This window comes from Bradyrhizobium sp. 195 (assembly GCF_023101665.1).
Lineage (GTDB): Bacteria > Pseudomonadota > Alphaproteobacteria > Rhizobiales > Xanthobacteraceae > Bradyrhizobium.
Window position 1 is genome coordinate 4,676,400 of sequence record NZ_CP082161.1, and the last position, 24,438, is coordinate 4,700,837.

At 64.1% G+C, this 24,438-nt stretch carries 26 protein-coding genes; 15 read left to right on the plus strand and 11 right to left on the minus strand.

Translation table 11 applies throughout. The features are described 5' to 3' along the window. Positions 1 to 128 precede the first annotated feature (128 nt). Complete coding sequence (locus IVB26_RS21650) at positions 129 to 797, minus strand: hypothetical protein (RefSeq protein WP_247973237.1); 669 nt, start codon at positions 795 to 797, stop codon at positions 129 to 131. 1,156 nt (positions 798 to 1,953) lie between these two features. After that, on the minus strand, positions 1,954 to 5,052 hold the full coding sequence (locus tag IVB26_RS21655) for a DEAD/DEAH box helicase (protein WP_247973238.1): 3,099 nt from the start codon (positions 5,050 to 5,052) through the stop codon (positions 1,954 to 1,956). Positions 5,053 to 5,826: 774 nt separating this feature from the next. On the opposite strand from IVB26_RS21655, the gene IVB26_RS21660 reads away from it, so the two are divergent. Both IVB26_RS21660 and IVB26_RS21665 read left to right on the plus strand, forming a co-directional pair. Continuing rightward, positions 5,827 to 6,066: a hypothetical protein gene (locus IVB26_RS21660; RefSeq protein WP_247967336.1), complete on the plus strand. Its 240-nt coding sequence runs from the start codon at positions 5,827 to 5,829 to the stop codon at positions 6,064 to 6,066. Between the two features lie 157 nt (positions 6,067 to 6,223). Then, positions 6,224 to 6,508 (plus strand): Zn-ribbon domain-containing protein, encoded by a 285-nt coding sequence (locus IVB26_RS21665; RefSeq protein ID WP_247967337.1) that lies wholly within the window; start codon positions 6,224 to 6,226, stop codon positions 6,506 to 6,508. A gap of 1 nt (position 6,509) precedes the next feature. On the opposite strand, the gene IVB26_RS21670 is transcribed toward IVB26_RS21665, so the two are convergent. Both IVB26_RS21670 and IVB26_RS21675 read right to left on the minus strand, forming a co-directional pair. Continuing rightward, positions 6,510 to 6,902 (minus strand): NUDIX hydrolase, encoded by a 393-nt coding sequence (locus IVB26_RS21670; RefSeq protein WP_063203337.1) that lies wholly within the window; start codon positions 6,900 to 6,902, stop codon positions 6,510 to 6,512. Positions 6,903 to 7,043: 141 nt separating this feature from the next. Beyond that, a complete protein-coding gene (locus tag IVB26_RS21675; protein ID WP_246925290.1) occupies positions 7,044 to 8,129 on the minus strand; it encodes an AI-2E family transporter in 1,086 nt (361 codons plus the stop codon). 260 nt (positions 8,130 to 8,389) lie between these two features. Between IVB26_RS21675 and IVB26_RS21680 the strand changes: the two genes are divergently transcribed. Then, on the plus strand, positions 8,390 to 8,617 hold the full coding sequence (locus IVB26_RS21680) for a hypothetical protein (RefSeq protein WP_246925287.1): 228 nt from the start codon (positions 8,390 to 8,392) through the stop codon (positions 8,615 to 8,617). Positions 8,618 to 8,764: 147 nt separating this feature from the next. Next, complete coding sequence (locus IVB26_RS21685; protein WP_018317940.1) at positions 8,765 to 9,067, plus strand: hypothetical protein; 303 nt, start codon at positions 8,765 to 8,767, stop codon at positions 9,065 to 9,067. Between the two features lie 27 nt (positions 9,068 to 9,094). Here the strand turns inward: IVB26_RS21685 and IVB26_RS21690 are convergent, their stop codons facing one another. The 3 genes from IVB26_RS21690 to IVB26_RS21700 all read right to left on the minus strand — a co-directional run bounded on the left by IVB26_RS21690 (position 9,095) and on the right by IVB26_RS21700 (position 10,470). Next, positions 9,095 to 9,406 carry a hypothetical protein gene (locus IVB26_RS21690; RefSeq protein WP_247967338.1) on the minus strand — a complete coding sequence of 104 codons (312 nt, stop codon included), beginning with the start codon at positions 9,404 to 9,406 and terminating at the stop codon, positions 9,095 to 9,097. Between the two features lie 162 nt (positions 9,407 to 9,568). Next, the gene (locus IVB26_RS21695; protein ID WP_246925280.1) at positions 9,569 to 9,787 is read right to left on the minus strand and encodes a hypothetical protein; all 219 of its coding nucleotides are present in this window, start codon (positions 9,785 to 9,787) and stop codon (positions 9,569 to 9,571) included. Between the two features lie 323 nt (positions 9,788 to 10,110). Continuing rightward, a complete protein-coding gene (locus IVB26_RS21700) occupies positions 10,111 to 10,470 on the minus strand; it encodes a hypothetical protein (protein ID WP_247967339.1) in 360 nt (119 codons plus the stop codon). A gap of 117 nt (positions 10,471 to 10,587) precedes the next feature. On the opposite strand from IVB26_RS21700, the gene IVB26_RS21705 reads away from it, so the two are divergent. The 3 genes from IVB26_RS21705 to IVB26_RS21715 all read left to right on the plus strand — a co-directional run bounded on the left by IVB26_RS21705 (position 10,588) and on the right by IVB26_RS21715 (position 12,202). Then, a complete protein-coding gene (locus IVB26_RS21705) occupies positions 10,588 to 11,175 on the plus strand; it encodes a formyltransferase family protein (protein ID WP_247967340.1) in 588 nt (195 codons plus the stop codon). A gap of 186 nt (positions 11,176 to 11,361) precedes the next feature. After that, positions 11,362 to 11,712, plus strand: a complete 351-nt coding sequence (locus IVB26_RS21710) for a hypothetical protein (RefSeq protein ID WP_246925272.1) — start codon at positions 11,362 to 11,364, stop codon at positions 11,710 to 11,712. Then, the gene (locus IVB26_RS21715; RefSeq protein ID WP_247967341.1) at positions 11,657 to 12,202 is read left to right on the plus strand and encodes a hypothetical protein; all 546 of its coding nucleotides are present in this window, start codon (positions 11,657 to 11,659) and stop codon (positions 12,200 to 12,202) included. Before IVB26_RS21710 ends, IVB26_RS21715 begins: the two co-directional genes overlap by 56 nt. A 53-nt stretch (positions 12,203 to 12,255) precedes the next feature. Here IVB26_RS21715 and IVB26_RS21720 read toward each other — a convergent pair whose 3' ends face one another. Then, the gene (locus IVB26_RS21720; RefSeq protein ID WP_247967342.1) at positions 12,256 to 12,654 is read right to left on the minus strand and encodes a RidA family protein; all 399 of its coding nucleotides are present in this window, start codon (positions 12,652 to 12,654) and stop codon (positions 12,256 to 12,258) included. Between the two features lie 149 nt (positions 12,655 to 12,803). Here IVB26_RS21720 and IVB26_RS21725 point away from each other — a divergent pair, with 149 nt between their 5' ends. Continuing rightward, complete coding sequence (locus tag IVB26_RS21725; protein WP_247967343.1) at positions 12,804 to 13,679, plus strand: DMT family transporter; 876 nt, start codon at positions 12,804 to 12,806, stop codon at positions 13,677 to 13,679. A 204-nt stretch (positions 13,680 to 13,883) separates the two neighbouring features. Then, positions 13,884 to 15,308: a caspase family protein gene (locus IVB26_RS21730; RefSeq protein ID WP_247967344.1), complete on the plus strand. Its 1,425-nt coding sequence runs from the start codon at positions 13,884 to 13,886 to the stop codon at positions 15,306 to 15,308. Positions 15,309 to 15,531: 223 nt separating this feature from the next. Here the strand turns inward: IVB26_RS21730 and IVB26_RS21735 are convergent, their stop codons facing one another. Together IVB26_RS21735 and cysK are read right to left on the minus strand one after the other, a co-directional pair. Further along, positions 15,532 to 15,774, minus strand: coding sequence for a BrnA antitoxin family protein (locus IVB26_RS21735; RefSeq protein WP_247967345.1), 243 nt, complete (start codon positions 15,772 to 15,774; stop codon positions 15,532 to 15,534). Between the two features lie 3 nt (positions 15,775 to 15,777). Continuing rightward, positions 15,778 to 16,755 carry a cysteine synthase A gene (cysK, locus tag IVB26_RS21740; RefSeq protein ID WP_247967346.1) on the minus strand — a complete coding sequence of 326 codons (978 nt, stop codon included), beginning with the start codon at positions 16,753 to 16,755 and terminating at the stop codon, positions 15,778 to 15,780. A gap of 330 nt (positions 16,756 to 17,085) precedes the next feature. On the opposite strand from cysK, the gene IVB26_RS21745 reads away from it, so the two are divergent. Together IVB26_RS21745 and IVB26_RS21750 are read left to right on the plus strand one after the other, a co-directional pair. Then, positions 17,086 to 18,192 carry an acyltransferase family protein gene (locus IVB26_RS21745; RefSeq protein ID WP_247967347.1) on the plus strand — a complete coding sequence of 369 codons (1,107 nt, stop codon included), beginning with the start codon at positions 17,086 to 17,088 and terminating at the stop codon, positions 18,190 to 18,192. 216 nt (positions 18,193 to 18,408) lie between these two features. After that, complete coding sequence (locus IVB26_RS21750) at positions 18,409 to 18,627, plus strand: hypothetical protein (RefSeq protein ID WP_246931047.1); 219 nt, start codon at positions 18,409 to 18,411, stop codon at positions 18,625 to 18,627. Position 18,628: 1 nt separating this feature from the next. Here the strand turns inward: IVB26_RS21750 and tgt are convergent, their stop codons facing one another. After that, entirely contained in the window at positions 18,629 to 19,774 is a 1,146-nt protein-coding gene (gene tgt / locus IVB26_RS21755; RefSeq protein ID WP_247967348.1) for a tRNA guanosine(34) transglycosylase Tgt, read from the minus strand. A gap of 188 nt (positions 19,775 to 19,962) precedes the next feature. Here tgt and IVB26_RS21760 point away from each other — a divergent pair, with 188 nt between their 5' ends. The 4 genes from IVB26_RS21760 to IVB26_RS21775 all read left to right on the plus strand — a co-directional run bounded on the left by IVB26_RS21760 (position 19,963) and on the right by IVB26_RS21775 (position 24,207). Beyond that, a complete protein-coding gene (locus IVB26_RS21760; protein ID WP_247967349.1) occupies positions 19,963 to 21,171 on the plus strand; it encodes a patatin-like phospholipase family protein in 1,209 nt (402 codons plus the stop codon). A 135-nt stretch (positions 21,172 to 21,306) separates the two neighbouring features. Then, positions 21,307 to 22,050 (plus strand): TetR/AcrR family transcriptional regulator, encoded by a 744-nt coding sequence (locus IVB26_RS21765; RefSeq protein WP_247967350.1) that lies wholly within the window; start codon positions 21,307 to 21,309, stop codon positions 22,048 to 22,050. A 251-nt stretch (positions 22,051 to 22,301) separates the two neighbouring features. Continuing rightward, positions 22,302 to 22,904 (plus strand): PepSY domain-containing protein, encoded by a 603-nt coding sequence (locus IVB26_RS21770; RefSeq protein ID WP_247967351.1) that lies wholly within the window; start codon positions 22,302 to 22,304, stop codon positions 22,902 to 22,904. A gap of 265 nt (positions 22,905 to 23,169) precedes the next feature. Further along, complete coding sequence (locus IVB26_RS21775) at positions 23,170 to 24,207, plus strand: aspartate-semialdehyde dehydrogenase (RefSeq protein ID WP_247967352.1); 1,038 nt, start codon at positions 23,170 to 23,172, stop codon at positions 24,205 to 24,207. The last annotated feature ends 231 nt before the right edge of the window (positions 24,208 to 24,438 follow it).

The following is a 24,438-nucleotide window of genomic DNA, read 5'->3' on the forward strand; positions in this document are numbered from 1 at the left end:
CCATCGCTGGCAATTCGGTCGGTCCCTCCGCGGCCCTTTGAGTGTCGCTCCGATCATCGATCGCGGATCACAGCGACGCCGATCGCAACGAGTTATGGGTTTCGCAAGAGCTCAACCCATCTTACGCATTAGCTCTCTGGCGCCGAAACCGCAGCCGGCACACTCAGCGGAGCGCCGCCAACCGAAACAGGCCCCACCGACTTCGGCTCCCGAACCAGCCGTTTGCGCATCGCTGCGGACAGTCCATAGCGCGCATGCGCTCTTCGAACGGACGACGTGACGTCCGACATCATTGTATTTTGCAGCGAGTCGACCTTCGCGATCAGTGTGGACAGCTGCGAAGATATCTTCTTCACATCGACCCGTTCGTCCGTGATGCTCTGTCGCAGCGACAGCAGCAACATTGAATCCTGCTGCAGCAAAACCGAGTTCTGATCCGATGCCTGATTGTTCTGCTGCAGCATCGCTGTGTGTTGCTGCTGGGCCGCCTGAATGTCCTTGAGGGCAGCGACAACTGGATCCGGCTTTGGCACGGACGCTTCCAGGCGCGGAAGCAATTCAGCCAGGCGGCCGACATTCAGCGAGGAAAAATCAGACGGCGACGTGTAGATCGCCGCCGCGCCGTTGATGGCCAACGCGCACACCGAGAAGACCAGGACTGATTTCCGGCTGGATCTCTTGCTCGAGACTGGAGCTTCCGGGATTGCGGGTTCGTGCGCTGCTGCGGCGGCAGCAAGGGCTGCAGCGTCAAGTTCTTCGGCGAAGCTTGCCGTTTCGAAGGTCGTGGTCATTTGCATTGACCCCAATGAGCGAGCAAAAGGAAGCCGCCCCTGGAACGCCGTCACGACGCACCCCTTACGCAGCACCCATACACAACTGCCTAAAATTGTAGGCTTTTTGGATTAATTCCACGTTAGCGACGTGGCCGGCTGACGGGCCGGGCCACCCCGGCCGATTACGGGGTTATGCGATGCAGTCCTCAGGCGCTGACACTGGCTGCCGCAAAGCACCGCCGCCGTAGGGTGGGCAAAGCGCAGCGTGCCCACCACTTCGATCGCGTGACTTGGATGCATGGTGGGCACGGCGCTTCGCGCCTTTGCCCACCCTACGACAGCCGTACCTAGCTCAACGTTCGGGCTGTGGGCGATGACGCATTGCGCCGATCCTGTCTCTTCGCCCGTTCGCTCGCAGGCTACAAACCTGGCCGTATCGGGTTCGGAACCCGTCTGGGCGACACAGTAGTTCGTCGCTCGACCTGCGCTTTGGCGTCCAGCACCTTGTCCCCAGCTCGTGCGGCTCGCGGCAGTCTGATCCGGTCCGAAAGGCTCGTGCCTCTCCCTGGCGGACCTTCTGAACCAACATTCGTGTTTCCTTGAGCCTGCGTTGCCGGCCGGAAGCTGTTTCGGGAGGGGACAGTCGCCATTTGATCCTCATTGCTCGTGCCGCTCCCAATTGCGCCGATCGGCAGACCATTTGGAGCGTGACCGACCCCGGCATTTTTCGCGGCCTGGGCTGCCGCCCGCGACCTCGCGGGCGTGGCGGACTGAACGTTCGGATTGATCGGTTGGCCGTCGGTGCCCAGATTTCCACCGGGGGCGGTGTCCTTCGTCCCCATCCCTGGAGGCGCTGAGGGACCCGCATTGCCTGCACTCGTCCCCATTCCAGAAGGTGCCGACCCGCCGGCGCTACCCCCTCCCGTCCCCATGCCCGCTCCCCCGGGCCCGGCAATTGCACCGCCTGCTTGCGCCAGAACGAACAGAAATGAGGTTGCGATAATCACGACAATGATCGGAGGGATGGCACGGGACATCAGACAATCTCCATCGCCAAGCTTCATTAACTATAATGATGAGGCCGGGTTCCCGCCATGAATTCGCGGTTGCAGAAGCCCGCCGCTGCAAGAGTTCCAGGTCTGCCAGTCGAAGGTATCGGTGCTGACAAGGGCGCGAGCCCCTACGCCTCGTCCAGCAGATCGAACAGCTCCTCCACCCGCTCGAACGGCGCGTCCTGCATCTTGGCGTGATAGACCACGCGATCACCGTCGCGTTGCAGTGACTTGCCCCGCGACTTCCGCAAGCGTCCCGGCAGGAACGTCGCGGCCGCAGCCTCAGGGCCGACGTCGAGGCGGATGATGCCGCGTCGCTTGCATTCGAACCTGAGCCTGGCTGCGGCGAAGAAGTCGCGCGCGACCTTCGGCAGCGGGCCGAAGCGGCGGGAGGTTTCCTCCTCGAGGTCTTCGAGGTCGTCCTCGTCAGTGCATCTTGCGGCGCGCGCATAGAGTTCGAGACGCACCGGCTCGGACTGCACGTAGGTCTCGGGCAGCATGTCCGCGACCGGCAGGTTCAGGTCCGGCACCCACACGGCCTGCCCCTCGTCGAGCTTCTCCGAAGCCATTTTCAGGAGGTGGCTGTAGAGCACGGGCCCGAACACCTGGACGTGGCCGGATTGCTGCTCCGAAAACAAATCTCCGGCGCCTCGCAGGTCCAGGTCGCGCTCGCTGATGGCAAAGCCCGCGCCGGGCCGGCTGAACTCTTCGAGCACCGCCAGCCGCTTCTCGGATTGCCCGGACTGCGTCTCGGTCAGGAGATGGGCGAAGGCGCGGATGCCGCCACGGCCGACGCGCCCGCGCAGCTGATGCAGCTGGGCGAGGCCGAACTTCTCCGGCCAGCAGACCACGATGGTGTTCGCTCGGGGAATATCGAGACCGCTCTCGACGATGTTGGTCGCGAGCAGGACGTCGGCCCTGCCCTCGACGAAGCTCATCATGCGGTCGTCGATCTCGTCGGCCGCCAATCTGCCGTGCAGGCATACGATGCGAAGATCGCCCGCCACCGCCTGCACCCGCGCCAGCATGGGATCGAGATCCTGGATGCGCGGGCAGATCAGGAAGCTCTGGCCGTGGCGGCGCTGCTCGCGCAGCAGCGCGGAGGCAATCGCCGCATCCGACAATGGCGCGATCCGGGTCGCGACCGGCAATCGGTGCACCGGGGGCGATGCGATCACGCTGAGGTCGCGGAAGCCGGCAAGGCCAGTGGCGAGCGTGCGCGGGATCGGCGTCGCGCTCATCATCAGCACGTGGACGTTCTTGGCGAGGCCCGAGAGCTTGGCCTTCTCGGCCGCGCCAAAATGCTGCTCCTCGTCGATGATGACGAGACCGAGATCGTCAAACTTCACGTCCTTGCCCGTGAGCGCCTGGGTGCCGATCACGACCTTGATCCGGCCGCTGCGCAGTCCCTCCCTGGTCTCGCGCAGCTCCGCGCCCGAGGTCGCGCGCGACAAATTGCCGACCTCGATGCCGAACGGCGCAAAGCGCTTCTGGAACGTTGCGACATGCTGGCGTGCCAGCACCGTCGTCGGCACCGCGATCGCCACCTGCTTGCCCGACAGCACCACGGCGGCCGCCGCGCGCAGCGCCACCTCGGTCTTGCCGAAGCCGACGTCGCCGCAGATCACCCGGTCCATGGGATGACCGGAGGCGAGATCGTCGAGCACGTCGGCGATCGCCTTGGCCTGGTCGCTCGTGGTGAAATAAGGGAAACGCGCGACGAACTTCTCGTAGGCCGATCCCGGCGGAACCAGCTTTTCACCGCGACGACGGCGGCGCTGGCTGATGTGCTTGGCCAGCGCCTTGCCGGCGGCCTGGATTTCACGCTCGGCCGACGTGCGGCGGGCCCACCATGTGCTGCCATCCGCCTTGTCGAGCGCCAGCTTGCCGAGCTCCGCCGCGTAAGGCCACATCAAGGCGAGATCAGGCGGCGGCACGAGCACCGCATTGTCGCCGGCGAACTTCAGGCGGATCATCTCCCGCAAGCTTCCGCCGCCGGTGTTCACGGTCTGCAGGCCGTCGAGCACGCCGAGGCCCCGCTGGAGATGGATGACCACCGTGCCCTGCTCGGGCACATCGGCATGCTCGAAGGCCGCGCTCCAGGCGCGCGCCATCGGCTGCGGATGATGCGCCCGGCTGCCGAGCACATCGGAGGCCGTCACGACGACGAGAGGCTTTTTTCCCGGCACGACGAAGCCCGCATCGAGATCGGCCAGCAGCGCCGCCTCGCCGTTCCGCCCGCGTGTCGCCTCGTCCCAATCGTCGCAGCGCTGCGCCTTGAGGCCGCTCATCCGCTCCATCACGCGCAGATCGTCCTCCTGCGCCGCGACCAGGATCAGTCGCGATCCGGCCCGACGCGTCTCCTCGACGAAACCACGCAGCGCCTTCCTGGAGGATGTCAGCTTCGAAAACTCCGGGATGGTCTGGAAGGACGAAGCGCGCGGCAGCACCTTCATGCCCCTGGAGAGCTGCTTCCAATCGCGCCGTGCGAGATATTCGCGCTCACGCTCGGCGCGCGGCGCGGCCTCCTCGATGGTATCGAGCCAGCCGTCGGCGTGCACCGGGACGCCCGCATCGGCGATCCATTTGGCGCGCCCGCAATAGTCGAACAGGCTCGCGCGCTTGCCGCCTTTGCCGGCAAGCCGCTCCGACATGGGATCGACCACAAGCTCCTTGGTCTCGAAGATGATCCTGTGCTCGTTCGGATCGAACGCCACGATCCGCTTGATCGCGCGATCCGAATGCTCGATCCGGAACGGCCCCAGCGCGCCTGCGGGGAATATCTCGAAGGTCTGCCCGTGGAACAGCGCCCCGCCCGGATAGTCCGGTTCGTCCTCGAGATCGTATCCCAAGGCCTCGAGGCGCGGCTCGAGATCGCGCTCTGAGAACGCGCCGCCCACCTTCAAGCTGAGGCTCAGGCGCGACAGGCTCGCCGGCGGCGGCAGGCGCTCCATCACGGCTTCCGCCGTCGACACGAGAAACAGCGGCTTCTTTGATTTTGCGAGGCGCCGCAACACCGAGGCCCTGCGCCCTGCGAGTTCGTGCGACGGCTCCAGCTGATCGAACGGCAAGGTGTTCAATCGCGGAAACACCAGGACCTCACAGGAGGGGTCGAGCGCGTGAATGACACTGCCCAGCCGCTCCGCCCTGTTCTCGTTCTCGGCGAGAAAAACGATGCCGCTCGGTCCAGACTGTTTCCATTGGGCAAGCAGATGGAGGGCCAGCACGCCGAGCGGCGACGAAGACGAGATCGTGCCGCGCTGCGCCGCTTTGCTCTTCCTTGGCGTCGTCTTGTTTGGCAACGCCTTCTTCGGCGGCGTCTTCTTCGGGAGCGTCTTGGCCACCCGCGCCTTTTTGCTAAGCCTCACTTGGATCCGTTTCTGGTCGTAAACCGTCGTCAACTGAACGCCAGCCGCCCTCATGTTCGATTCGGCGACTTCTCGCCCTGCATATGGGATTTGCCCCGCGAACGCACCCCTGGTGGCAACGTTCGGCACGGCGCCGCGATCCCGACACATGGGCTGTTTGATCAAGCTATGGATCGGAACTGGCGCGGCGCGGGATCTGCGTCTGTCGATGCGACGCTTGGCGCGATTGTAAACGTTCTGCGCGCAGGGAGCCACGAAAAAGCCCCAGCGCTTGGAGCCACGCTGGGGCGTTTCGTTCAAAATAAATCGGTTAAGCAATGACGTCTTCTTAGCAGCGGATTGGCCGCGCGTTTGTGAACTGGTTCACACGCCTTGCAACAAACAAACGACCTCGGGGGACCGAGGTCGCCAACCTTTGTGGGGAAGGTTTTCTCTCGGCCCGGGGGCTTGGGGGGGCTTGGGGATGAGCCGAGAGCCAGGATTCGACGCCTGCCACGCGCAGTCGTTCCAAAAGTGCTGGTTGGAGATCCGCGCCGGCGTCGTCGGCCCCATCACGCCGGAGCGGGATACCGCGTCCCCCGGTTTGAGTGGGCACGCGCCGCGCGTTACGATGGCCCTTTTACGGAGGCTCATTTGAAATCATTCATTGTCATCGCCGCCATCACGCTGCTTGCGAGCGCTCCCGTCCGCTCACAAGCGCTGGTCGATCCCAGCAAGGTTGCTCCCGAATACCGCGAGGCGGCCGAGAAGCGCCGGGCCGAGCAGTTGCGCCAGCGCGAATGCGCGCTGAAGGCGGACCTCGAGAAGGTGCTGCCCAGGGACCGCACCGCCTTTCTGAACCAGTGCCTGGACACGCTGGCAGCCAAGCAATAACGGCCGACAGCCTGTTTCCAACCGGTATCGTCCGCCGCCGGCCGCGGCTGGCCGACGGCGCTTGGCCGCGCGCGTTCCAGCCGCGAAGCCATTCAAGCTTTCTTCAGACATTTGCGATCAGCTGACGATCCATTTCCAAAGTCATTGTTGTGCACGCATGAGTTCGGTCCAGATCCAGTGCACGCGGTGCAAGAACGTGTTTCGCGATCGCGCCGGGCGGTTGCAAGACGGCTATTCCAGGCAATGTCCGAGTTGCGAAGTGGTGCTGTTCTTCGCCGAGGACTCCCAACATCCCTTCATCAAGCGCGCGATGCGCAATGCGCGCAAGGTCCGCAAGGAGATGCGCGAGGCGAATGCGGCAAGACTGGCTGCTCCGGAGCCGCGCGCGGCGCGATCGAGATCGTTCGCTGGACGGACGCGATCGGCGGGACGCGAAGACTAGCTCATCTCCGCTTCTGCTTCCTCGGAAACAGCCGGTCGCGGATGTAGCGCGAGGTCGCCGTCAGACGGATGCCGCGTGGTTTCTGCCAGGCGGCGCGGTCGATCTCCTTCTTGTCGCCGATCGCCAGCCTGCCCTTGGCCGTCTTGGCAATGAAGATCGCGTCGCTCATCTTGCGGCCGGAGCGCTTGTTCCTCGCCTTCACTTCCTTCCAGAGGCTGATCCTGCCGAGCTTCAGCTTGGGCAGCTCCTCCCTGATCTCCCGCCGCAGGCAATCCTTGTCGGACTCGCGCGCACGCTTGCGGCCGCCCGGGAACATCCACAGGCCGTCCGACCGGCGTCTGACCAACAATACTTTGCCGCGCCTTGCGGCAACCAGCTTGGAAGACTTCGCCATCGCTGCCGTCATTGAAACAGAATCGGCCCAATCGTAACTTGTCTAGTGGAACAGACAAGTTTGCGACAGACTTTGACCACAGGCCGCGCGCCGTCGGGATCGGCGGGACATCGCGGGCAGATCGCGCCGTTCGAAGCGAGATCAGCCCTCGCCCGCCCCTGCCCGATCCTCGGTCCTGATCCAGGCCATCATCATCTCCCAGGCCACCGACAGGATGATCGGTCCGATGAACAGGCCGACGATGCCGTGAGCGAGCGTGCCGCCGATCACGCCGACGAAGATCACGATGGTCGGCGTGGTCAGGCCCCGCCCCATCACGAGCGGCTTCAACATGGTGTCGATGAAGCCGACCAGGACGAGAAACACGGTGAGCAGCAGCGCCGTGGTGACGTCCTTGGCGGTCCAGATCCAGATGATCACCGGCAGCAGCACGAGGAAGGCGCCAATCTGCACGATCGAAAGCAGCAGCACGATGAAGGCGAGAAGGCCGGCGCTCGGCACCGCCGCGAGCTTGAAGCCGATGCCGGCGAGCAGTGCCTGCACGATCGCGACGCCGATCACGCCCTGGGCCACGGCGCGGATGGTCGCGCCCGCAAGCGACAGGAAATGCTCGCTCTGCTCGGGCACGATGCGAAACAGGAAGCCGCGGCCGGCCGCGACCAGCCTCGGCCCATGCGGAAACAAAAAGCCGGCCACGAACACCGAGACCAGAAACTGGAGCGTGCCGACGCCGGCATCGCCCGCGAGCGAAAGCAGCGGGCCCGCCAGCGGCTGGAGATACGGCGCCACCTCGCGCACCACCGTACGGATGTTGGTGTAGGCCTGGTCCCAGAGATCGTAGAGCCAGGGTCCGACGAGCGGCCACGATTTCAGCTGCTCAGGCGCCGCCTGAAGCGCCAGATCGCCCGTGCCGAGCTGCTGCGCCAGCTCGCGCACGCCGTCCACCGCGCTGATGCCCAGCCAGGTCGCCGGGCCAATGACGATGCCGAGCGTGATCAGGGTCAGGATCGCCGCTGCGGTCTTCGGCCGGCCACCGAGGACTTTGGCGACCCAGCTGAAGGCTGGATAGAACGCAACGGCGAGCACTCCGCTCCAGGCCAGGATCGGCACGAACGGGCGGATGATCAGGAAGGTCCAGATGATCAACAGGGCGAGCAGGCCGAGCCGGATCACGAGCTGGATGACGTCCTCTCCGGTCAGGAGCTGACGGAGACTTTTCACGGGCACAGCTTTCCTTGCGGCATGAACGCAACTTCCGGTGCTTGCGAGGCCTAGCCGTTATTGCCAGCAACGCATCCGGCGTCAAGACGACTGGAACCGCCGGGGCCGCGATTGGGAACACCTCGGACCGCTCCGCATTCGAGACGGGCCCGCAACTCGGCCGGGCTTGGCTAACGCCCATTAACCGGATTTCCCCGCGCCGGTTTACGCCGCTGCAAACGCCCGTGACTACCGTGGATCGAGCTCAACAAGAAGCATTCGGCGCAATGGCCAACACCATCTGGACGATCGAACAATTCACCTGTGCGGGTTGCGGCATGAACTACACCGCGACCAGGGAGGAGCACAGCGAAGCCCACGCCGGCAGCTTCAAATGCAGCATCTGCAGCGGCGTGGTGCACGCCTGGTCCGGCAAACATCATTTCTTCGGCTGGCAAGCCGTGAAGACGAGGCCGCCCGTGTTCGGGAGGCGCTGGGCGGACGTCGAGTGGTAGGCTTGTCCACACGCGCGCACCCCTGATGACGCCACGCGGTTCATCCGAGACGGACCGGAAGATCGGCCCAATTGCACCGGCGCCATTTGGACTCCGTTCACCGATCGCCGCTAAATCAGGACGGATCCTTCGCGCCGAACAGCAGACATGGCCGACCTCAACGCCGTCCTTACCAGGCTCAACGACCGCCTGCTCCGCCTCGAGGGCGAGCTGTTCGTGCTGCGCTCGCTGGCGCGCGCCACGCTGACGGCGGGCGACGACCATGCAGCGCGCATGCGCAAGCTGGTCGAAGCCGCAAAGATCGCGCTCGACGACGAGGCCAAGCGCCCGCTGGACAAGCCGACACGCAAATATGTCGATGCAGCCACCGCGCTGGTGGAGGAATTGCTGGTCGAGCCGACCCCGGCGCGGCCGCTGTTCACGGTGATCGACGGCGGCCGGCGCGACTGAGCGCGCCCGCCTCAGCACGGCGATGGGTTATCGGCCGTACATGCCGGGAGCGCGTGCGCCGTTCGGATAGCACCGCCCCTGCGAATAGTTGTAATCGTAACCGTGCGGGCACAGGCCGCCGCGTCGTCCGTATTCGCCCGGCCCGGGATCCCGCGTATACATGCCCGGCGCATGATAGTCGTTGGGATAGCAGCGGCCGTTCGAGTGGTTGTAATCATAGCCGTGCGGACATTGTCCGCCCGGGCCACCCCTGAACTGAACTTGCTCCACCATAGGCTCCGGCGATGCCGCAGGCACGGTTGCAAAGGCAAGCAGGCCAGCCAGCGCAAGCTCGATCATGACGTCTCCTCCAATTCACGGGGACAAGCCTAGCAGGATTCGTGTCCCACGAAACAACCTGAGGATTGAGCCATGGTCGGCCTGAACCACGCATGAACCGGTCTCGAACTGCGACGATGCGCCGTCCCCCCATCCACGCAAGAGCCGGCGTCGCAGCCCGCCCTAGATCACCGTGGAATTCTCCGCCTTGAGCCGGCTGAGGCCTGCCTCGATGATCGCGATCTCCTCGTCGATCTGGCCGATCGGCAGGCTGAAATCATAGCCGGACTTGCTCTTCAGATCGACCGCGAGCCGCTGCCTGTGCATCATCAGCTCGTCGAGCCCGCGGCGGTTCTTCAGCCGCACGTAGCTGTCGACGATCTGCTCAATGGCGCTCGGCATGAAATCTGTCCCGGCGAAAAGGCCCGCGCGGCGCACCCACGCCCGCGGGACATTTCGGTGTCGCGGTACGCAATACAAATCCGCGACGGATTCGTCGATACGCCAGGCTGGTTGAGATCGCGTTACCATTCGATGATTTCGTGGTGCGCGCATGAAAAGGCCGCTGACGATTGCGCCAGCGGCCAAAGCCGGGTTCAAAAACGGATGCGGGTTGAAATGTCGCCAGCCCCGGTGGCTCACTCTTATCAGCCGACCAAGGTTATCTCTGTTTAAAATGAAACACAGGAACCGGCTTTTCGTCCGACCGTGGCGGCGCGGCAACGCTAGTCGGTGACGCAGAAGTAAGTGCGCGGCCATCTGCGATAGGCGCTGTAACGGTAATGCGGCCGGTAAGCATAACCGCGATAGAGCGCCGGCGGCTCCTCGCCGTAATAGGCGCGGTGATAGAAATTGGTCACCGGCCCTCGGGCGCAACGATAGCTATCCCAGGTCGGCCCCACGAACGGCGCGATCCCGGTTTCGGGCGGCACGGCCGGGTACGGTCCGCCCGCATGGGCTGGAACGGCCGCAAGCAGTGCCGCGAGAAGGAAAAACCAGGCGCTTCGCATGCGCTCGCTCCCGAACCGGTGCAATGCCCGCCATGGAAGCACCGGAACGGCCGGCAGCGCAATCAGGACGTTCATCGCAGCCAGCGCCTCCGCGCACTGTTGATAACCCGCGCAAACGCTGCGCGGGTGGTGACAGGGCGTCGGGACGTGTTATCGGGGGATGACGCAGTTGCGAGACCGGATCTGACACCCATGCGCATTACCCTCGTCGGCTCCCGCCATTTCGGCGTGACCACCCTGAACATGCTCCGGGAGCACAGCGTCTCGATCGTCCGGGTCGTAGTGGCCGATGCCGAGGATCGCCTCGCTGCAACCGCCGCGGCGGCCGGCATCGAGGTCGTGGTCCAGGCCAATCCGAAGCTGGTGGTGGCCGCCGAGATCGCCCCCGATACCGATCTGATCATCACGGCGCACAGCCACGCCCGGATCGGCAAGGACGCGCTCGCCGCCGCCAAGCTCGGCGGCATCGGCTATCACCCCTCGCTGCTGCCGCGCCATCGCGGCAAGGCCGCCGTGGAATGGACCATCAAGGAAGGCGACCCGATCGCCGGCGGCACGATCTATCACCTCGCCGACCGCATGGACGCCGGCGCCATCGCCGCCCAGGACTGGTGCTTCGTCAAGAAGGGCGAGACGGCGCGGGACCTCTGGGAGCGCGCGCTGGCACCCCTCGGCCTCAAATTGCTGGCCGACGTGATCGACTACGCCAAGGTCCACAAGGCGCTGCCCGCCAAGACTCAGGACGAGCAGTTCGCGACCTCCGCGCCAAGCCTGTCCTAGGGGCGCCTCTCTGACGTTTATCCTTAACGTGAAGCTGCACTGATTCTGCTTCGGAAATCGCCGCCAAAAACCGGAATAAACCATTGTTCCCACAGGAACAATTTTCGATTTGGCATCGCAACAAATTTCCGTCACATTTGGTCCAGATAAACGACAGCATATCAGACAGATTCAAGGACGGAATTTATGCGTTTTGCTCGCATCGCGGTGTTCTGTGCCGCTTCAGTTTTCACCGGCACCCTCGCCGCCTCCGCCTTTGCCCAGACCCCCTATGACGGCAACTGGCAGGTCACGATCGTGACCAAGAGCGGCTCCTGCGAACCCACCGCGAGCTCCATGCTGACGGTTGCCGACGGCAAGATCACCGCGCCTGGCGCTAACGTTTCCGGCACCATCGGTAGCGGGGGACTTGTGAAAGTTTCGATCAATGGTGCATATGCTAACGGTCAACTCAGCGGCAACGCCGGATCGGGGAAGTGGAATGGAGCATCTGCAGGCATACCGTGCAGCGGGCGGTGGGAGGCATCGCGCCAATAAAGCATTTGAGGCTCGCGCCCGGAACCGGCGGCTGCTGATCGCGGCCGCCGTTTTGTTTGGGGCAGGGATCGCCAACACTGACAGCATGGCCCAGTCCGGCCCGTTCGCCGCGCTGGCGGGCAGCTGGAGCGGCGGTGGCACCGTCATGCTGGACGACGGCTCGACCGAGCGGATCCGCTGCCGGGCCAAATACGCTCCGATCGGGCCGACCATGGAGATGTCGCTGACCTGCGCCAGCGACGCCTACAAGTTCAACCTCGGCGCTAACGTGAAGTCTGAAGGTGGCGCCATCGCCGGCAGCTGGTCCGAGGCCAGCCGCAATATCTCCGGTTCGCTCCAGGGCCGCGGCGCCGGCGGGAATTACGAGCTGGTTGCTTCCACCGCCGGCTTCAATGCCAACATCTCGCTGAAGACGAGCGGCAACAAGCAGAGCGTCTCGATACGCGCGGACAGCCAGTTCCGCGGCGCCAACGTCTCGCTTTCGAAATAAGATCTCAGCACGCGGCACGACAATCGACCCAGCGCCCCCGCCGGGTCGATTTTTTATGCGCCCGGCACGAAAGCCGTGACCTCGATCTCGACCTTGGCCCGCTCGTCCACAAGGCCACCGATGTAGAGCAGCGTCGATGGCGGGAAGTTGCGCCAGAGCGTTTCCTTCCAGGCGGCACCGATGCCGGCGCCTGCACCCTCATATTCGCTGCGGCTCGTCAGGTACCAGGTCAGGCGGACGATGTGCTCGGGGCCGGCGCCGGCCTCGCCCAGGAGCTTGATGATCCGCTTCAGCGCGGTCGCAACCTGCGCCGCCATGTCGGGTGCGTAATTGCCGGTCTCGTCGCCACCGGTCTGGCCGGCCAGAACCACCCAGCGCCCCGGCCCCTCGACCACGACGCCATGGGAAAAGCCGCGAGGTTTCTTCCATTCGGCCGGCTGCAAGATGTGCATGAGCGGAGTTCTCCCGATTTTCTCGTTGTTCGATGATGCCTAGCACGACACGCTGCATCGCTGCATCCACAGATTGACCGTTGCAAACGACGGCGATGTCGCCGATACCGGCCGTCCTCTCAGGCTTCCATCCTCCAGCATTGCCCCCAATGAGCGCGACACCGTCCAAAACGATGGCTGCATTGTGGATGGCGGGCTGGCTGTCGCTGATGCTGGTCATGGCAGTTGCCGGGCGCGAGACCACGCGCGAGCTGAACGTTTTCCAGATCATGGAAGTACGCTCCATCATCGGGTTCACGCTGCTCCTGCCGATAATCTACCACGCCGGCGGCTTCAAGGCAGTCGCGACCAAACGCCTGCCCCAGCACCTCGCGCGCAACGGGGTCCATTATTTCGCACAGCTCGGCTGGTTCTACGCATTGACTCTGATCGGGATCGGGCAAGTCGTCGCGATCGAATTCACCATGCCGATCTGGACCGCCGTGCTGGCCGCAACGTTCCTGTCCGAACGCATGACGGTCTGGAAGGTCGCCGCCATCGTGCTCGGCATCGTCGGCGTCGTCATGATCGTGCGGCCCGCCACCGGCGAGATCAATCCGGGCCAGCTGATCGCGCTCGGGGCCGCGATCGGCTTCAGCATTTCCATGATTCTGGCGAAGTCGCTGACGCGGACCGAGAGCGCATTGTCGATCCTGTTCTGGATGATCGTGGTCCAGGCCGTCGTGGGCCTGCTGCCGACGCTCGCTGTGTGGATCTGGCCGTCGCCTCGTTTATGGGGGTGGCTGTTCGTCATCGGCGTCTGCGGCACTTTCTCGCACTACTGCCTCGCCAGCGCGCTCCGCTACGCCGATGCGACGATCGTGGTTCCCATGGACTTCCTGCGGGTTCCACTGACTGCGACGGCCGGCTGGCTGCTGTATTCCGAGCGACTCGATAGCTGGACCGTGCTCGGCGCGGCGCTGATCCTGTGCGGCAACCTCCTGAATTTGAAGCCGGCACCAGCCGTTCCCGCCCGCGCGCAGTGAACCTCACGCCGCCTCGCGCGACAAAACAAAGTGGCCGTGTGATTTGGATCACGTTGGAGCGCATTTCCATCGTGCACATTCGGCCACACAGCAGCGGTTTGGACGCGACCTACTAGCCGTTTTGGTGGCACGAAGTCGGGCACTTCGTGTAGGTTCGTTGCCAATTCGTTGCTGCCTGCAATTCGATTCTGTTGGGGATCTCAGATGCGCTATCTCACCCTCCTCGCTTCGCTGATGTGCATGGCCCTGTCGGTCAGTGCCGCGAAGGCCGACCGCCGCGTCGCCTTCGTTGTCGGCAACGGCAACTACAAGAACGTCGCCCAATTGCCGAACCCGCCGATCGACGCCAAGGCGATGGCGTCCACGCTGCGCAATGTCGGGTTCGAAGTGATCGAAGGATCCAATCTCAGCCGCGACCAGATGACGGAGAAGCTGCTCGACTTCGGCCGCAAGGCGCAGGGCTCCGACATCGCGCTATTTTATTATGCCGGCCATGGCATCGCCGTCAGTGGCACCAACTACCTGCTGCCCGTCGACGCCGACATCAAGTCGGAGATGGACGTCAAGCTGGGTGCCGCCATCAACATCGACCTGACGCTCGAGCAGACCATGGGCGATGCCAAGGTCAAGCTCGTCTTCCTCGATGCCTGCCGCGACAATCCGTTCGCCGCCAAGATCAAGTCGAACGCCGCGACACGCAGCGTCAACGTGCAGAGCGGTCTTGCCGAGATGAAGTCCGGTGAAGGCACCCTCATAGCGTTCGCCACCGGCCCCGGCCAGACCGCGCTTGACGGTCAGGAGGGCAACAACAGCCCGTTCACGCGTGCGCTGATCGACAACATCACCAAGCCCGGCATCGAGATCCAGCAGGCGATGACGTCGGTACGCGCCCAGGTCAATGAAGAGACCCGCAAGGGTCAGCTGCCCTGGGGCCACACCAACCTGACCGGCTCCGTCTATCTCAACCAGGCCCCGACGACGCAGGTCGCCAATGCAGCACCGACCGCTTCTGGCATGGTGCCGACTGCGACCGGCTCCGACGGTGTCGAGCTCGAATATTGGCGCTCGGTAAAGGAGTCCAACAAGCCGGAAGAGCTCAACGCCTACCTCTCCGCCTATCCGAACGGTCAGTTCAAGGCGCTGGCCCTGGCGCGCCTCGCGGCGATCAAGAGCGGCCCCTCGACCGCGACCCGCGCTCTCAACGCCGGCGTCGATCCCGCAACCTTCACCGATGAGGCGACTCAGGTCACCGAGGATCAGATCGGCCTCGACAAGGGCAAGCGCCGCGACGTGCAGCGTCGGCTCACGGCGCTCGGCTTCGACACCCAGCAGACCGGCGCATTCAACGACGAGACGCGATCGGTGCTCAAGCGCTGGCAGACGGCGCGCGGTTATCCCTCGTCAGGCTATCTCAACAAGCACCAGCACAAGGCCCTGCTCTCGGAGATCGTGGCTGCCCCGGCGACCGCGAGCGATACCAGCCAGAAGGCAGCCCGGCGCGCCGCGAGCGCCCCTGCTCAAGGCAGCGCGCCGGCTCCCCAACAACGGAGCAACCCCGGTGATGCCGCCGGTGCGGCCTTTGTCGGCGGTGTCGTCGGCGGCATGATGGGCGGCATGTTCCGCCGCTGAGACGAAGCGAGATTGAAAGCACAAAAGCCCGGCTCGCGCCGGGCTTTTTCTTTGGTACGACGGTGTTGTCACGTACTCCGTCATTGCGAGCGCAGCGAAGCAATCCAGAATCCCTCCGTGGCGGAACTCTGGATTGCTTCGTCGCAAGAGCTCCTCGCAATGACGCGGATAAAGACGAATGTCTTAGCGTCCAGCCGAACGCTCGGACGCATTCGACCAAGGCCTACTTCCCCGCGGCCTTTCGCAAGGCCTCGTTGATGCGGTCCTGCCAGCCCGGTCCGCCGGACTGGAAGAACTCCAGCACGTCCTGGTCGAGGCGCAGCGTGACCTGCTCCTTGACGCCGGGAACGGTGTTTTGCTTGGGCGGCGCCGCGGCGACCTTGGCCGTCACCTTCTTGAACGCTGCCTCCGCCTCGGTCCGGGCATCGCCAAGCGTGCGCGGCCGCCTCGGTGGTTGGTCCGCCATGTCCTAGATTCCCTCAAACAGAGCCGTCGAAAGATACCGCTCGGAGAAGGACGGCACTATAGCCAGGATGGTTTTTCCCGCGGCGTCCGGCCGCTTGCCGATCTGCAGTGCTGCAGCGATCGCCGCACCCGAGGAGATGCCGCCCGGAATGCCCTCATGCCGCGCCAGCGCGCGCGAGATCTCGATCGCATTCGTCGAGTTGATCTTCACGACCTCGTCGATCACGGCGCGGTCGAGGATGTCAGGGACGAAGCCGGCGCCGATGCCCTGGATCTTGTGCGGCGTATGCTGTCCCCCTGACAGCACCGGGCTCTCCTCCGGCTCGACCGCGACGACGCGAAGTGAGGCCTTGCGCGGCTTGAGCACCTGGCCGACGCCGGTGATCGTGCCGCCGGTGCCGACGCCGGCCACGAAGAAATCGATATTGCCGCCGGTGTCGTTCCAGATCTCCTCCGCGGTGGTGCGGCGGTGCACCTCGGGATTGGCGAGGTTCTTGAACTGCTGCGGCATCACCGAGTTCGGCGTCGTCTTGAGCAGCTCCTCGGCGGCAGCGATCGCACCCTTCATGCCTTGCGCCGCCGGCGTCAGAACCAGTTCGGCACCGAGAAAAGCCAGCATCTTGCGCCGCTCGATCGACATCGATTCCGGCATCACCAGCTTGAGGCGGTAGCCGCGCGCAGCCGCCACGAAGGCCAGCGCAATACCGGTATTGCCGGAGGTCGGCTCGATCAGCACGGTGTCGGGCTTGACGATGCCCGCCTTCTCCATCGCGATGATCATGGCCGCGCCGATGCGGTCCTTCACGCTTGCGGCGGGATTGAAATATTCAAGTTTTGCCAAAATGGTCGCATTCACGCCGTGCATGCCGGGCAGCCGGCGCAAGCGCACGATGGGCGTATTGCCGAAGGCCTCGACGATCGAGTCGTAGATCCGGCCGCGGCCGGGTTGGTGCGCTGCACCCGTGGTGGACGATGCGTCCATGATGAACTCCCTGTGGCGACAATGCTTCTGTCGACCGTTGCGCAGTTACAGACAGCTTGCGGCGACGCGCAAGCACAATGCGGGGCGGCCCGGAATTCTGCTGCATAGCAAAATTGTGTCGGCAGGCCGGCTGTCTGGGCGCCGGCGGGAGGCCCAAGCCCCGCCCCCGAGCCGATTTCGTTGTCAATCCGTTCACGATTGCCGTGTTGAACTGCCGGACCGGCGTGCAGCCTTCCGATCATCGCTTGTGCCCTAGCCAAATGCCGTCCGGGCAGGCGACGTCCGTTGCGATCGGCCGATCACGGGCGGCGGGAGCGCAGAGAAGGCCTGATGCACAGACGGCTGGCATTCATCGATAGCCTGCGCGGCATCGCCGTCCTGGCGGTGGTCATCCAGCATGCTCTCGAGGTGATCGTGCGGGAACACCCGACCGGCGCCTATCATGCGGTCCTTCACGACGCGATCGGCTACTACATGAATTTCGGCCGGTTCGGCGTCGTGCTGTTCTTCTTCGTCAGCGGCTTCGTCATTCCCTTCAGTTTTCCCGCCAGCGCATCTCCCGTAAACGACTTCGCGATCAGTCGCTTCTTCCGGCTCTACCCGGCCTACTGGGCCTCGATCGTGATCGGGCTGGTCACGATGCAGGCGCTCACGTCCAGGACCTATCCTCTGTCGCAGATCGCCGCGAACCTCACGATGCTCCAGTCCTTCCTGGAGGTCCCTCACCTCTGGGACTTCTACTGGACGCTCACCATCGAACTGCTGTTCTATCTTGTCTGCATCGTTCTCTTCGCGGCAGGACTGCTGCACCGGCGCCTTACGGCCGTCGCGATCGTCGTTGCAACCGCTCTTGTCGGTACGGCGGTGGCTGTCCTAGTTGAGGACAGGGCGGCCTGGATGGTGACGGAGGTCGGACTGAACCTGTCGGCGATGTTCCTCGGCAAGATCATTCGCGACACCGTCATCGGCGGAAGGCTGCGATGGCGGCATGTCGCGCTCTGCACGACACTCTACGTATTGTTCGCCATCACGCTGTCCGGCAAACGCTATGGCGGGATCTACCAGGACGATTTCTTCTACAGCTATTCGATCGGGGCAGCCTATGTCTGCGCGGCCCTCGTCTTCATCGTGTTTGCCGCATTCGGCGAGAGGATGGCGTGGCGCCCGATCGCGTTCATCGGCGTCATCAGTTACTCGGTCTACTTGATGTCGCCGTTCGCAATGGACTGGATTCAGCACTACGCCTGGCCGGGCGACGGACCTCTGGCATGGTTCGTCTTCGTCGCCGAGGTCGTGACGTCGTCGATCCTTGTCAGCTTGATGACATATTCCCTCGTCGAGACCCCCTCGATCTCGTTTGGGCGCAAACTCCGTTCAGACCGCAGCACGCCGGTCGCTATCGAGCCGGCTCTCGGCCGGCAGGGTGCGGCGCAGTAATCGAACGTCCCGACGCGCGAAGCAGTGCGGCGACTTATCGCAATGCACAGGGATTGTTTGCATTGCGATAGTTGCGACTGCGAGTTCGGCAAGGTGACGGCAGCATGACACCTCGAGGTGAAGCTAATTTTATGAGAGCCAACGCATTTGTGTTGCGACCTCGTCAACTCCTTCTGCTTATGTTAGACTTACGTCTTAAAGCAGGGAGGTCCCACGATGTCAGCAGTCGCTGAAGTGTTGCCGACCGTCGCGGCGAACCGCGATCCGCGTTGCAGCGAGTTGCCCACCTGTCCCGTCTGCGCCGACTCCATGGTCGCCGCCGAAGCATCCGCCTACGTGTCGGACCACATGATCAGCTATCTCTGGACCTGCGACAATTGCGGCTATGGCTTCGTGACCAAGCACGCGGTGAAAACCCGCTTCCTGTGCAACTGATCTAGCGCGGGGCGATGTCGCCCCTCGCCCAGTCCGCGCGTGTACGCTGATAGAACTCGTCGAATTTTCCCTGTGCGACCGCGTTCCTGATGCCCTGCATCAGGAACTGGTAATAGGCGATATTGACTTCGGACAGCAGCATCGCCCCCAACGTCTCGCCCGCCTTGACGAGATGGTGCAGATAGGCGCGCGCGCAGTTGCGCGTTGACAGCCATGAGCTTTCCTCGTCCAGCGGACGCGGATCGTCGGCGTGGCGCGCATTGCGTAAATTCACCTGACCAAAGCGCGTGAAGGCGACGCCGTGCCGGCCATTGCGCGTCGGCATCACGCAATCGAACATGTCGATGCCGCGCTTCACGGCTTCGAGGATGTCGTCGGGCGTGCCGACGCCCATCAGGTAGCGCGGGCGCTCCTTCGGCAGCACCGGCGCGGTCTCGTCGATCATCGCCAGCATCACCTCCTGCGGCTCGCCGACGGCAAGGCCGCCGATCGCATAGCCGTGGAAGCCGATCGCGACCAGGCCTTCCGCACTGGCATGACGAAGCTGGGGAATGTCGCCGCCCTGCACGATGCCGAACAGCATGTAGCCGTCGGGAGCGCTCTCGAAGGCGCGCTTGCTTCGCTCGGCCCAGCGCAGCGACAATTGCATCGCGCGGTCGATGTCGGCGCGCTCGGCCGGCAGCCGCACGCACTCGTCCATCTGCATGGCGATGTCGGAGCCGAGCAGGCGCTGCACCTCGATCGAGCGCTCCGGCGACAACTCGACCTTGGCACCGTCGATATGCGAGCGGAAGGTGACCGCGTGCTCGCTGATCTTGCGCAGGTCCGCCAGCGACATCACCTGAAAGCCGCCGGAATCCGTCAGCATTGGCCCGTTCCAGCCGGTGAACCGCTGCAGGCCGCCGAGCGCCGCGATCCGCTCGGCGCTCGGACGCAGCATCAGGTGATAGGTGTTGCCGAGCACGATGTCGGCGCCGGCATCGCGCACCTCGCGCCAGTGCATGCCCTTCATGGCACCGGCGGTGCCGACCGGCATGAAGGCCGGCGTCCGCACCACGCCGTGCGGTGTAGTCAGGCGTCCGGTGCGCGCGGCGCCGTCAGTGGCGAGCAATTCAAAGTGATTGGGAAGGTCATTGTCGGGATTCATGGCGGTGCTTATTGCGTGTCGGAGGAAGCTGATCAACCCGCCCAACCGGTCCTGGACGGCCCGTGCCTCAGACCGGGACACAATTAAAGCGGATATGGACGCCGCGCCCCTTGTTAAACAAAACGATACCGTGTAGTTTTATCGTGGGCTGAACGAGATGCCGTGGGCGAATTTGCCGGCGGCGGTCAATGCGTGATCGACATCCACCGACAATGCCTTTCCCCTCATGTTCGACCGATCTCTCCAGCCGCTCGCGTGACTGGATCAGGCACACACCTGCTCGTCTGATCGGCTTCCTGGTCCTGACGTGCAGCCTGGCACTCGCCGGCTGCACCTCCCTGCCCCGCACGCCCTATACGGCCGCTGAAGCCAGCACCTCGCGCGTGCTCGATATCGATGGCCTCAGGCGCTACGCCGACGAGCCCGTCACCAAATTCAATTTCGAGAAGGACAACAGCACCGCGACGAAGTCGTATCTGGCGCTGTCGGGCGGCGGCGCCGATGGCGCCTATGGCGTCGGCGTGCTCAACGGCTGGACTGCGGCCAGGACCCGTCCCGCCTTCTCGGTCGTCTCGGGCGTGAGCACCGGCGGCCTGATCGCGCCCTTTGCCTTCCTCGGCTCGCAATACGACGACACGCTGAAGGAGGTCTACACCAGCGGCATCGCGGAGAGCCTCCTAAACGATCCCAGCATCATGCGCGTGCTGTTCGGGTCCGGCCTGTTCGGCAACACAAGGCTGCGCGAACTCGTCGCCCGCTATGTCGGGCCCGAGATCATGGCGCAAGTCGCGCGCGAGAACGCCAAGGGCCGCAAGCTGTTGGTGGTGACGACCGATCTCGACACCCAGCGCACCGCGATCTGGGACATGGGCAAGATCGCCGCGGTCGGAACGCCCGAGGCGCTAAAACTGTTTCGCGACGTGATGGCGGCTTCCGCCAGCATCCCCCTGGTGTTTCCGCCGATCATGATCGACGCCGAGGGCCAGGGCCGCAAGTTTCAGGAGATGCATGTCGACGGCGGCGTAACCGCCCCGGTGCTGACGCTGCCGGAAGCCTTGCTTTTCCAGGGCAGCCGACTGCCGGGCAATGCAAAGCTGGACATCTACATCCTCGTCAACAAGAAGATCGAACGCAATTTCGAGCTTGTCTCCAACGGCACCATCGATGTCGCCTCGCGCAGCCTGTCGGCGATCACCCAGTCGCAGACGCGCTCGATCATCTTCTCGACCTATGATTTCGCCAAGCGCAACCGTCTCGGCTTTCATCTCTCCTACATCGCCCGCGAATATCCGGCGCCGCCGTCGGAAGGGTTCGACACCGCCTATATGCGGGCGCTCTATCAATACGGATACGACAAGGCTGCTTCAGGCCAGGCCTGGAGTTCGACGGTGCCGTGAGCGCCGGTGCCGGAACGAGGCCCTGCTGAAATCGTTGACGATACGGCCAATTCGGCCAGATTCGCGATGACGCCTCCGCTCCTGCGCGATATAGAGCGAATGACCATTGTCGGAAACGCGCAGGAATCATTGGGCATGGGATTGACTGCGACCAAGACGAGAGCGGCAGCGGCGCGCCGCGAGGTGCCGAAATCCCGCGGCGGCCGGCCGACGAAAAGTGCCGCCATCGAGCGCGACCAGCGGCTGATCGAGGTCGCCACCCGCCTGTTCCTGGACCGCGGCTTCGACGCGACCTCGCTCGACGCGGTCGCCGAAGCGGCCCGGGTGAGCAAGCCGACCGTCTATTCCCGCTATGGCGACAAGCGCGGCCTGTTTGCCGCCGTGCTGAGGCGCGAGATCGCGCGCTGGCTTGCACCACTGTCCGCCGCGGCGGAGACCCAGCTCAGCAGCCTTGCGGACATCTCGGTCGAGCAACGGCTGATCGAGATCGGACGCGAGATGCTGACATTCACCTGCGGTCCCGATGCCGTCGCCTTCAGCCGCATGATGACGTCGCAGGCCATCAATTTCCCTGACGTCGCCAAGCTCGGCAAGGAAGAAGGTTGGCTCAAGGCCGTTGCCACCACGGCACGCTTCTTCGACCATCTGGTGGCGCAGGGCGCGCTCGACGTCGAGGACACCGCCATTGCGGCCGAGGTGTTTCTCGACGTGGTCGTCGGCCACACCCACCGCATGGCGACCTTCGGAACTGCGCTCGAGATGAAGGCCGCTGAAAAGCGCATGCGCGCGGCGATCAAGCTGTTCCTGGCCGGCGCCCTGGGACCTGCCGACCGTCTCCAGGACGCCAAAGGCACGCAACGCCGCCGTCCCGCCCGCTGACAATTCCGTGAGGTGAGCGCTTTCCCCGCGGGAGACGCGATCGGCTCGATTGACCAAAATAAAACGATACGGTATGGTTTAGTTATAGGCGATACGGACCGCTTTTTCACCAGCCCCAAAGGTGGCCCGTACCGCTGAGATCGCCGTGCCGGGTACAGCCCGGTGCGGCGCTCCGCGGCCGGCCGATGCCCAAGGCCGGCCGCGAATTCTTTACGACCATCCGGCACACTCGTAGGCCGAGGGTTTCGAGCATGACGACAGCCAAACGATGGACTTCAGGACTGCTGGCGATCGCCTTGCCCGCGCTGCTTCTGGCCGCCCCCGCGCGGGCGATCGTGACCTCGAGCACGCCCACTTCTCTTCACAGCGACATAGATGGCGATCCCGAAGCCGACCGCCAGGCCGTCAGCCGCGAGATCGAACGATTCCGCAGCTCGACCATCTCGATCGGCCAGGCCATGGCGATTGCGGAACGCCGCCACGCCGGCGCCACCACGGCGGATGTGAGTTTCGACGGAGCCTCCGGCGTACCGGTGTATCGGGTGAAGACCCTGCACAACGACCGGATCTGGCGCCACACCATCAATGCTTCGACCGGCGAGCTGGTCGGTGGGGAAGCCGCCCTGCCCCTCGCCGAGCTCGACCACGAGGACCGCGACAACCTCGCAGCACTCGGTGCGATCAGGCACCGCCTCGCCGATGCCGTGCGGGTCGCTGAACGCGCGGCCTCGGGCAAGGCGATCAGCGGCGGGCTGGTGCGCGAACGCGGCCGGCTCAATTTTGCGATCGTCGTGATCAGCGGCGACGACCTCAAGGAGGTCATCCTGGAGCCGCCGGGCGCCAGGACGAAATAGTAGCTGCGAAATAGCGACTGCCACATAGCGGCACAAGGTTCGCCCCCCGGCGTTGACCGGGGGCGAAAGGCCATTGACGACTGCAAGACTCTCCCGCATAAGTCGCCGCCATGTTCACGACCACCAAACGCACGACCAAAACCACCACGGCCTCAGGGGCCCGGGGAGGCGTGCGCGCGTAGTCGTCGACTAGAACGCAATCCACTCTACCGAAGCCCCGCCAGCGATGGTCCGGGGCTTTTTTGTTGCCCAAATTTTCAATTCAATGGAGGACAAAGTGAGTAACGATCCCGTCGTCGCGATTGTCGGCGTCACCGGTGCGGTGGGCGCCGAATTCATCGCCACTATGGACAAGCGCGACTTTCGCGTCAGCAAGCTGAAGGCGCTCGCCAGCGCGCGCTCGGCCGGCAAGACGGTATCGTTCCGCGGCCAGTCAGTCGTGATCGAGGAACTGACCGAGCGGTCTTTCGACGGTGTCGATATCGCCCTGTTCTCCGCCGGCGGCAGCATTTCGAAGAAGTTCGCGCCTATCGCGGTCAAGGCCGGCGCTGTCGTGGTCGACAATTCCTCCGCCTTCCGCATGGACCCGAACGTGCCGCTGGTGATTCCCGAGATCAATGCGAACCGCATCAGGGATCACAAGGGCATCATCGCCAATCCGAACTGCGCCGCCATCACCGCGCTGGTGCCGCTGTGGCCGATCCATCAGAAGAACCGCATCAAGCGCGTGATCATCTCGACCTATCAGGCGGCCAGCGGCGCCGGGGCAGCGGCGATGGAGGAGCTCGTCGAATCCACCCGTGCCAATCTCGACGGGCAGGTCTACACCCCGAATGTGATGCCGCACCCCTACGCCTTCAACCTCTTCAACCACAACACCGCCGTCGATCCTGAGACCGGCTACAACGACGAAGAGACCAAGGTCATCAAGGAGACCCGCAAGATCTTCGAGGACGAGAAGATCGCCATCGGCGTCACCTGCGTGCGCGTGCCGGTATTGCGCGCCCATTGCGAGGCGATCACCTTCGAATGCGAGAAGCCGATCAGCGAGGACCAGGTCCGCGCCATCATGGCGCAGGCCCCCGGCGTGAAGGTCGTCGACGACCGCATGAAGAACTACTTCCCGATGCCGATCGATGCCTCGGGCCAGGACGACGTCCTGGTCGGCCGCATCCGCAAGGACCTCAGCGACCCCTCAGGGCATTCGATCTCGATGTTCGTGGCGGCCGATCAGCTCTTGAAGGGCGCCGCGCTCAATGCGGTGCAGATCGCGGAGCTGCTGCCGCAGCGGGTGATGGCGTAGCGGACGGTGCGTAGGGTGGGTTAGGCGAAGCCGTAACCCACCACTTTCGAGCGCGAACAAAGATGGTGGGTTACGCTGAGCAGATGCGCTTCGCGCCTCCGCTCAGCTGACCCACCCTGCTTCGTTTCCTGAAACAACAGGGACAGTAGGGTGGGCAAAGGCGCGCAAGCGCCGTGCCCACCATTCTTCTCCATATTCAAGAAAGACGTGGGCACGCTTCGCATTGCCCAC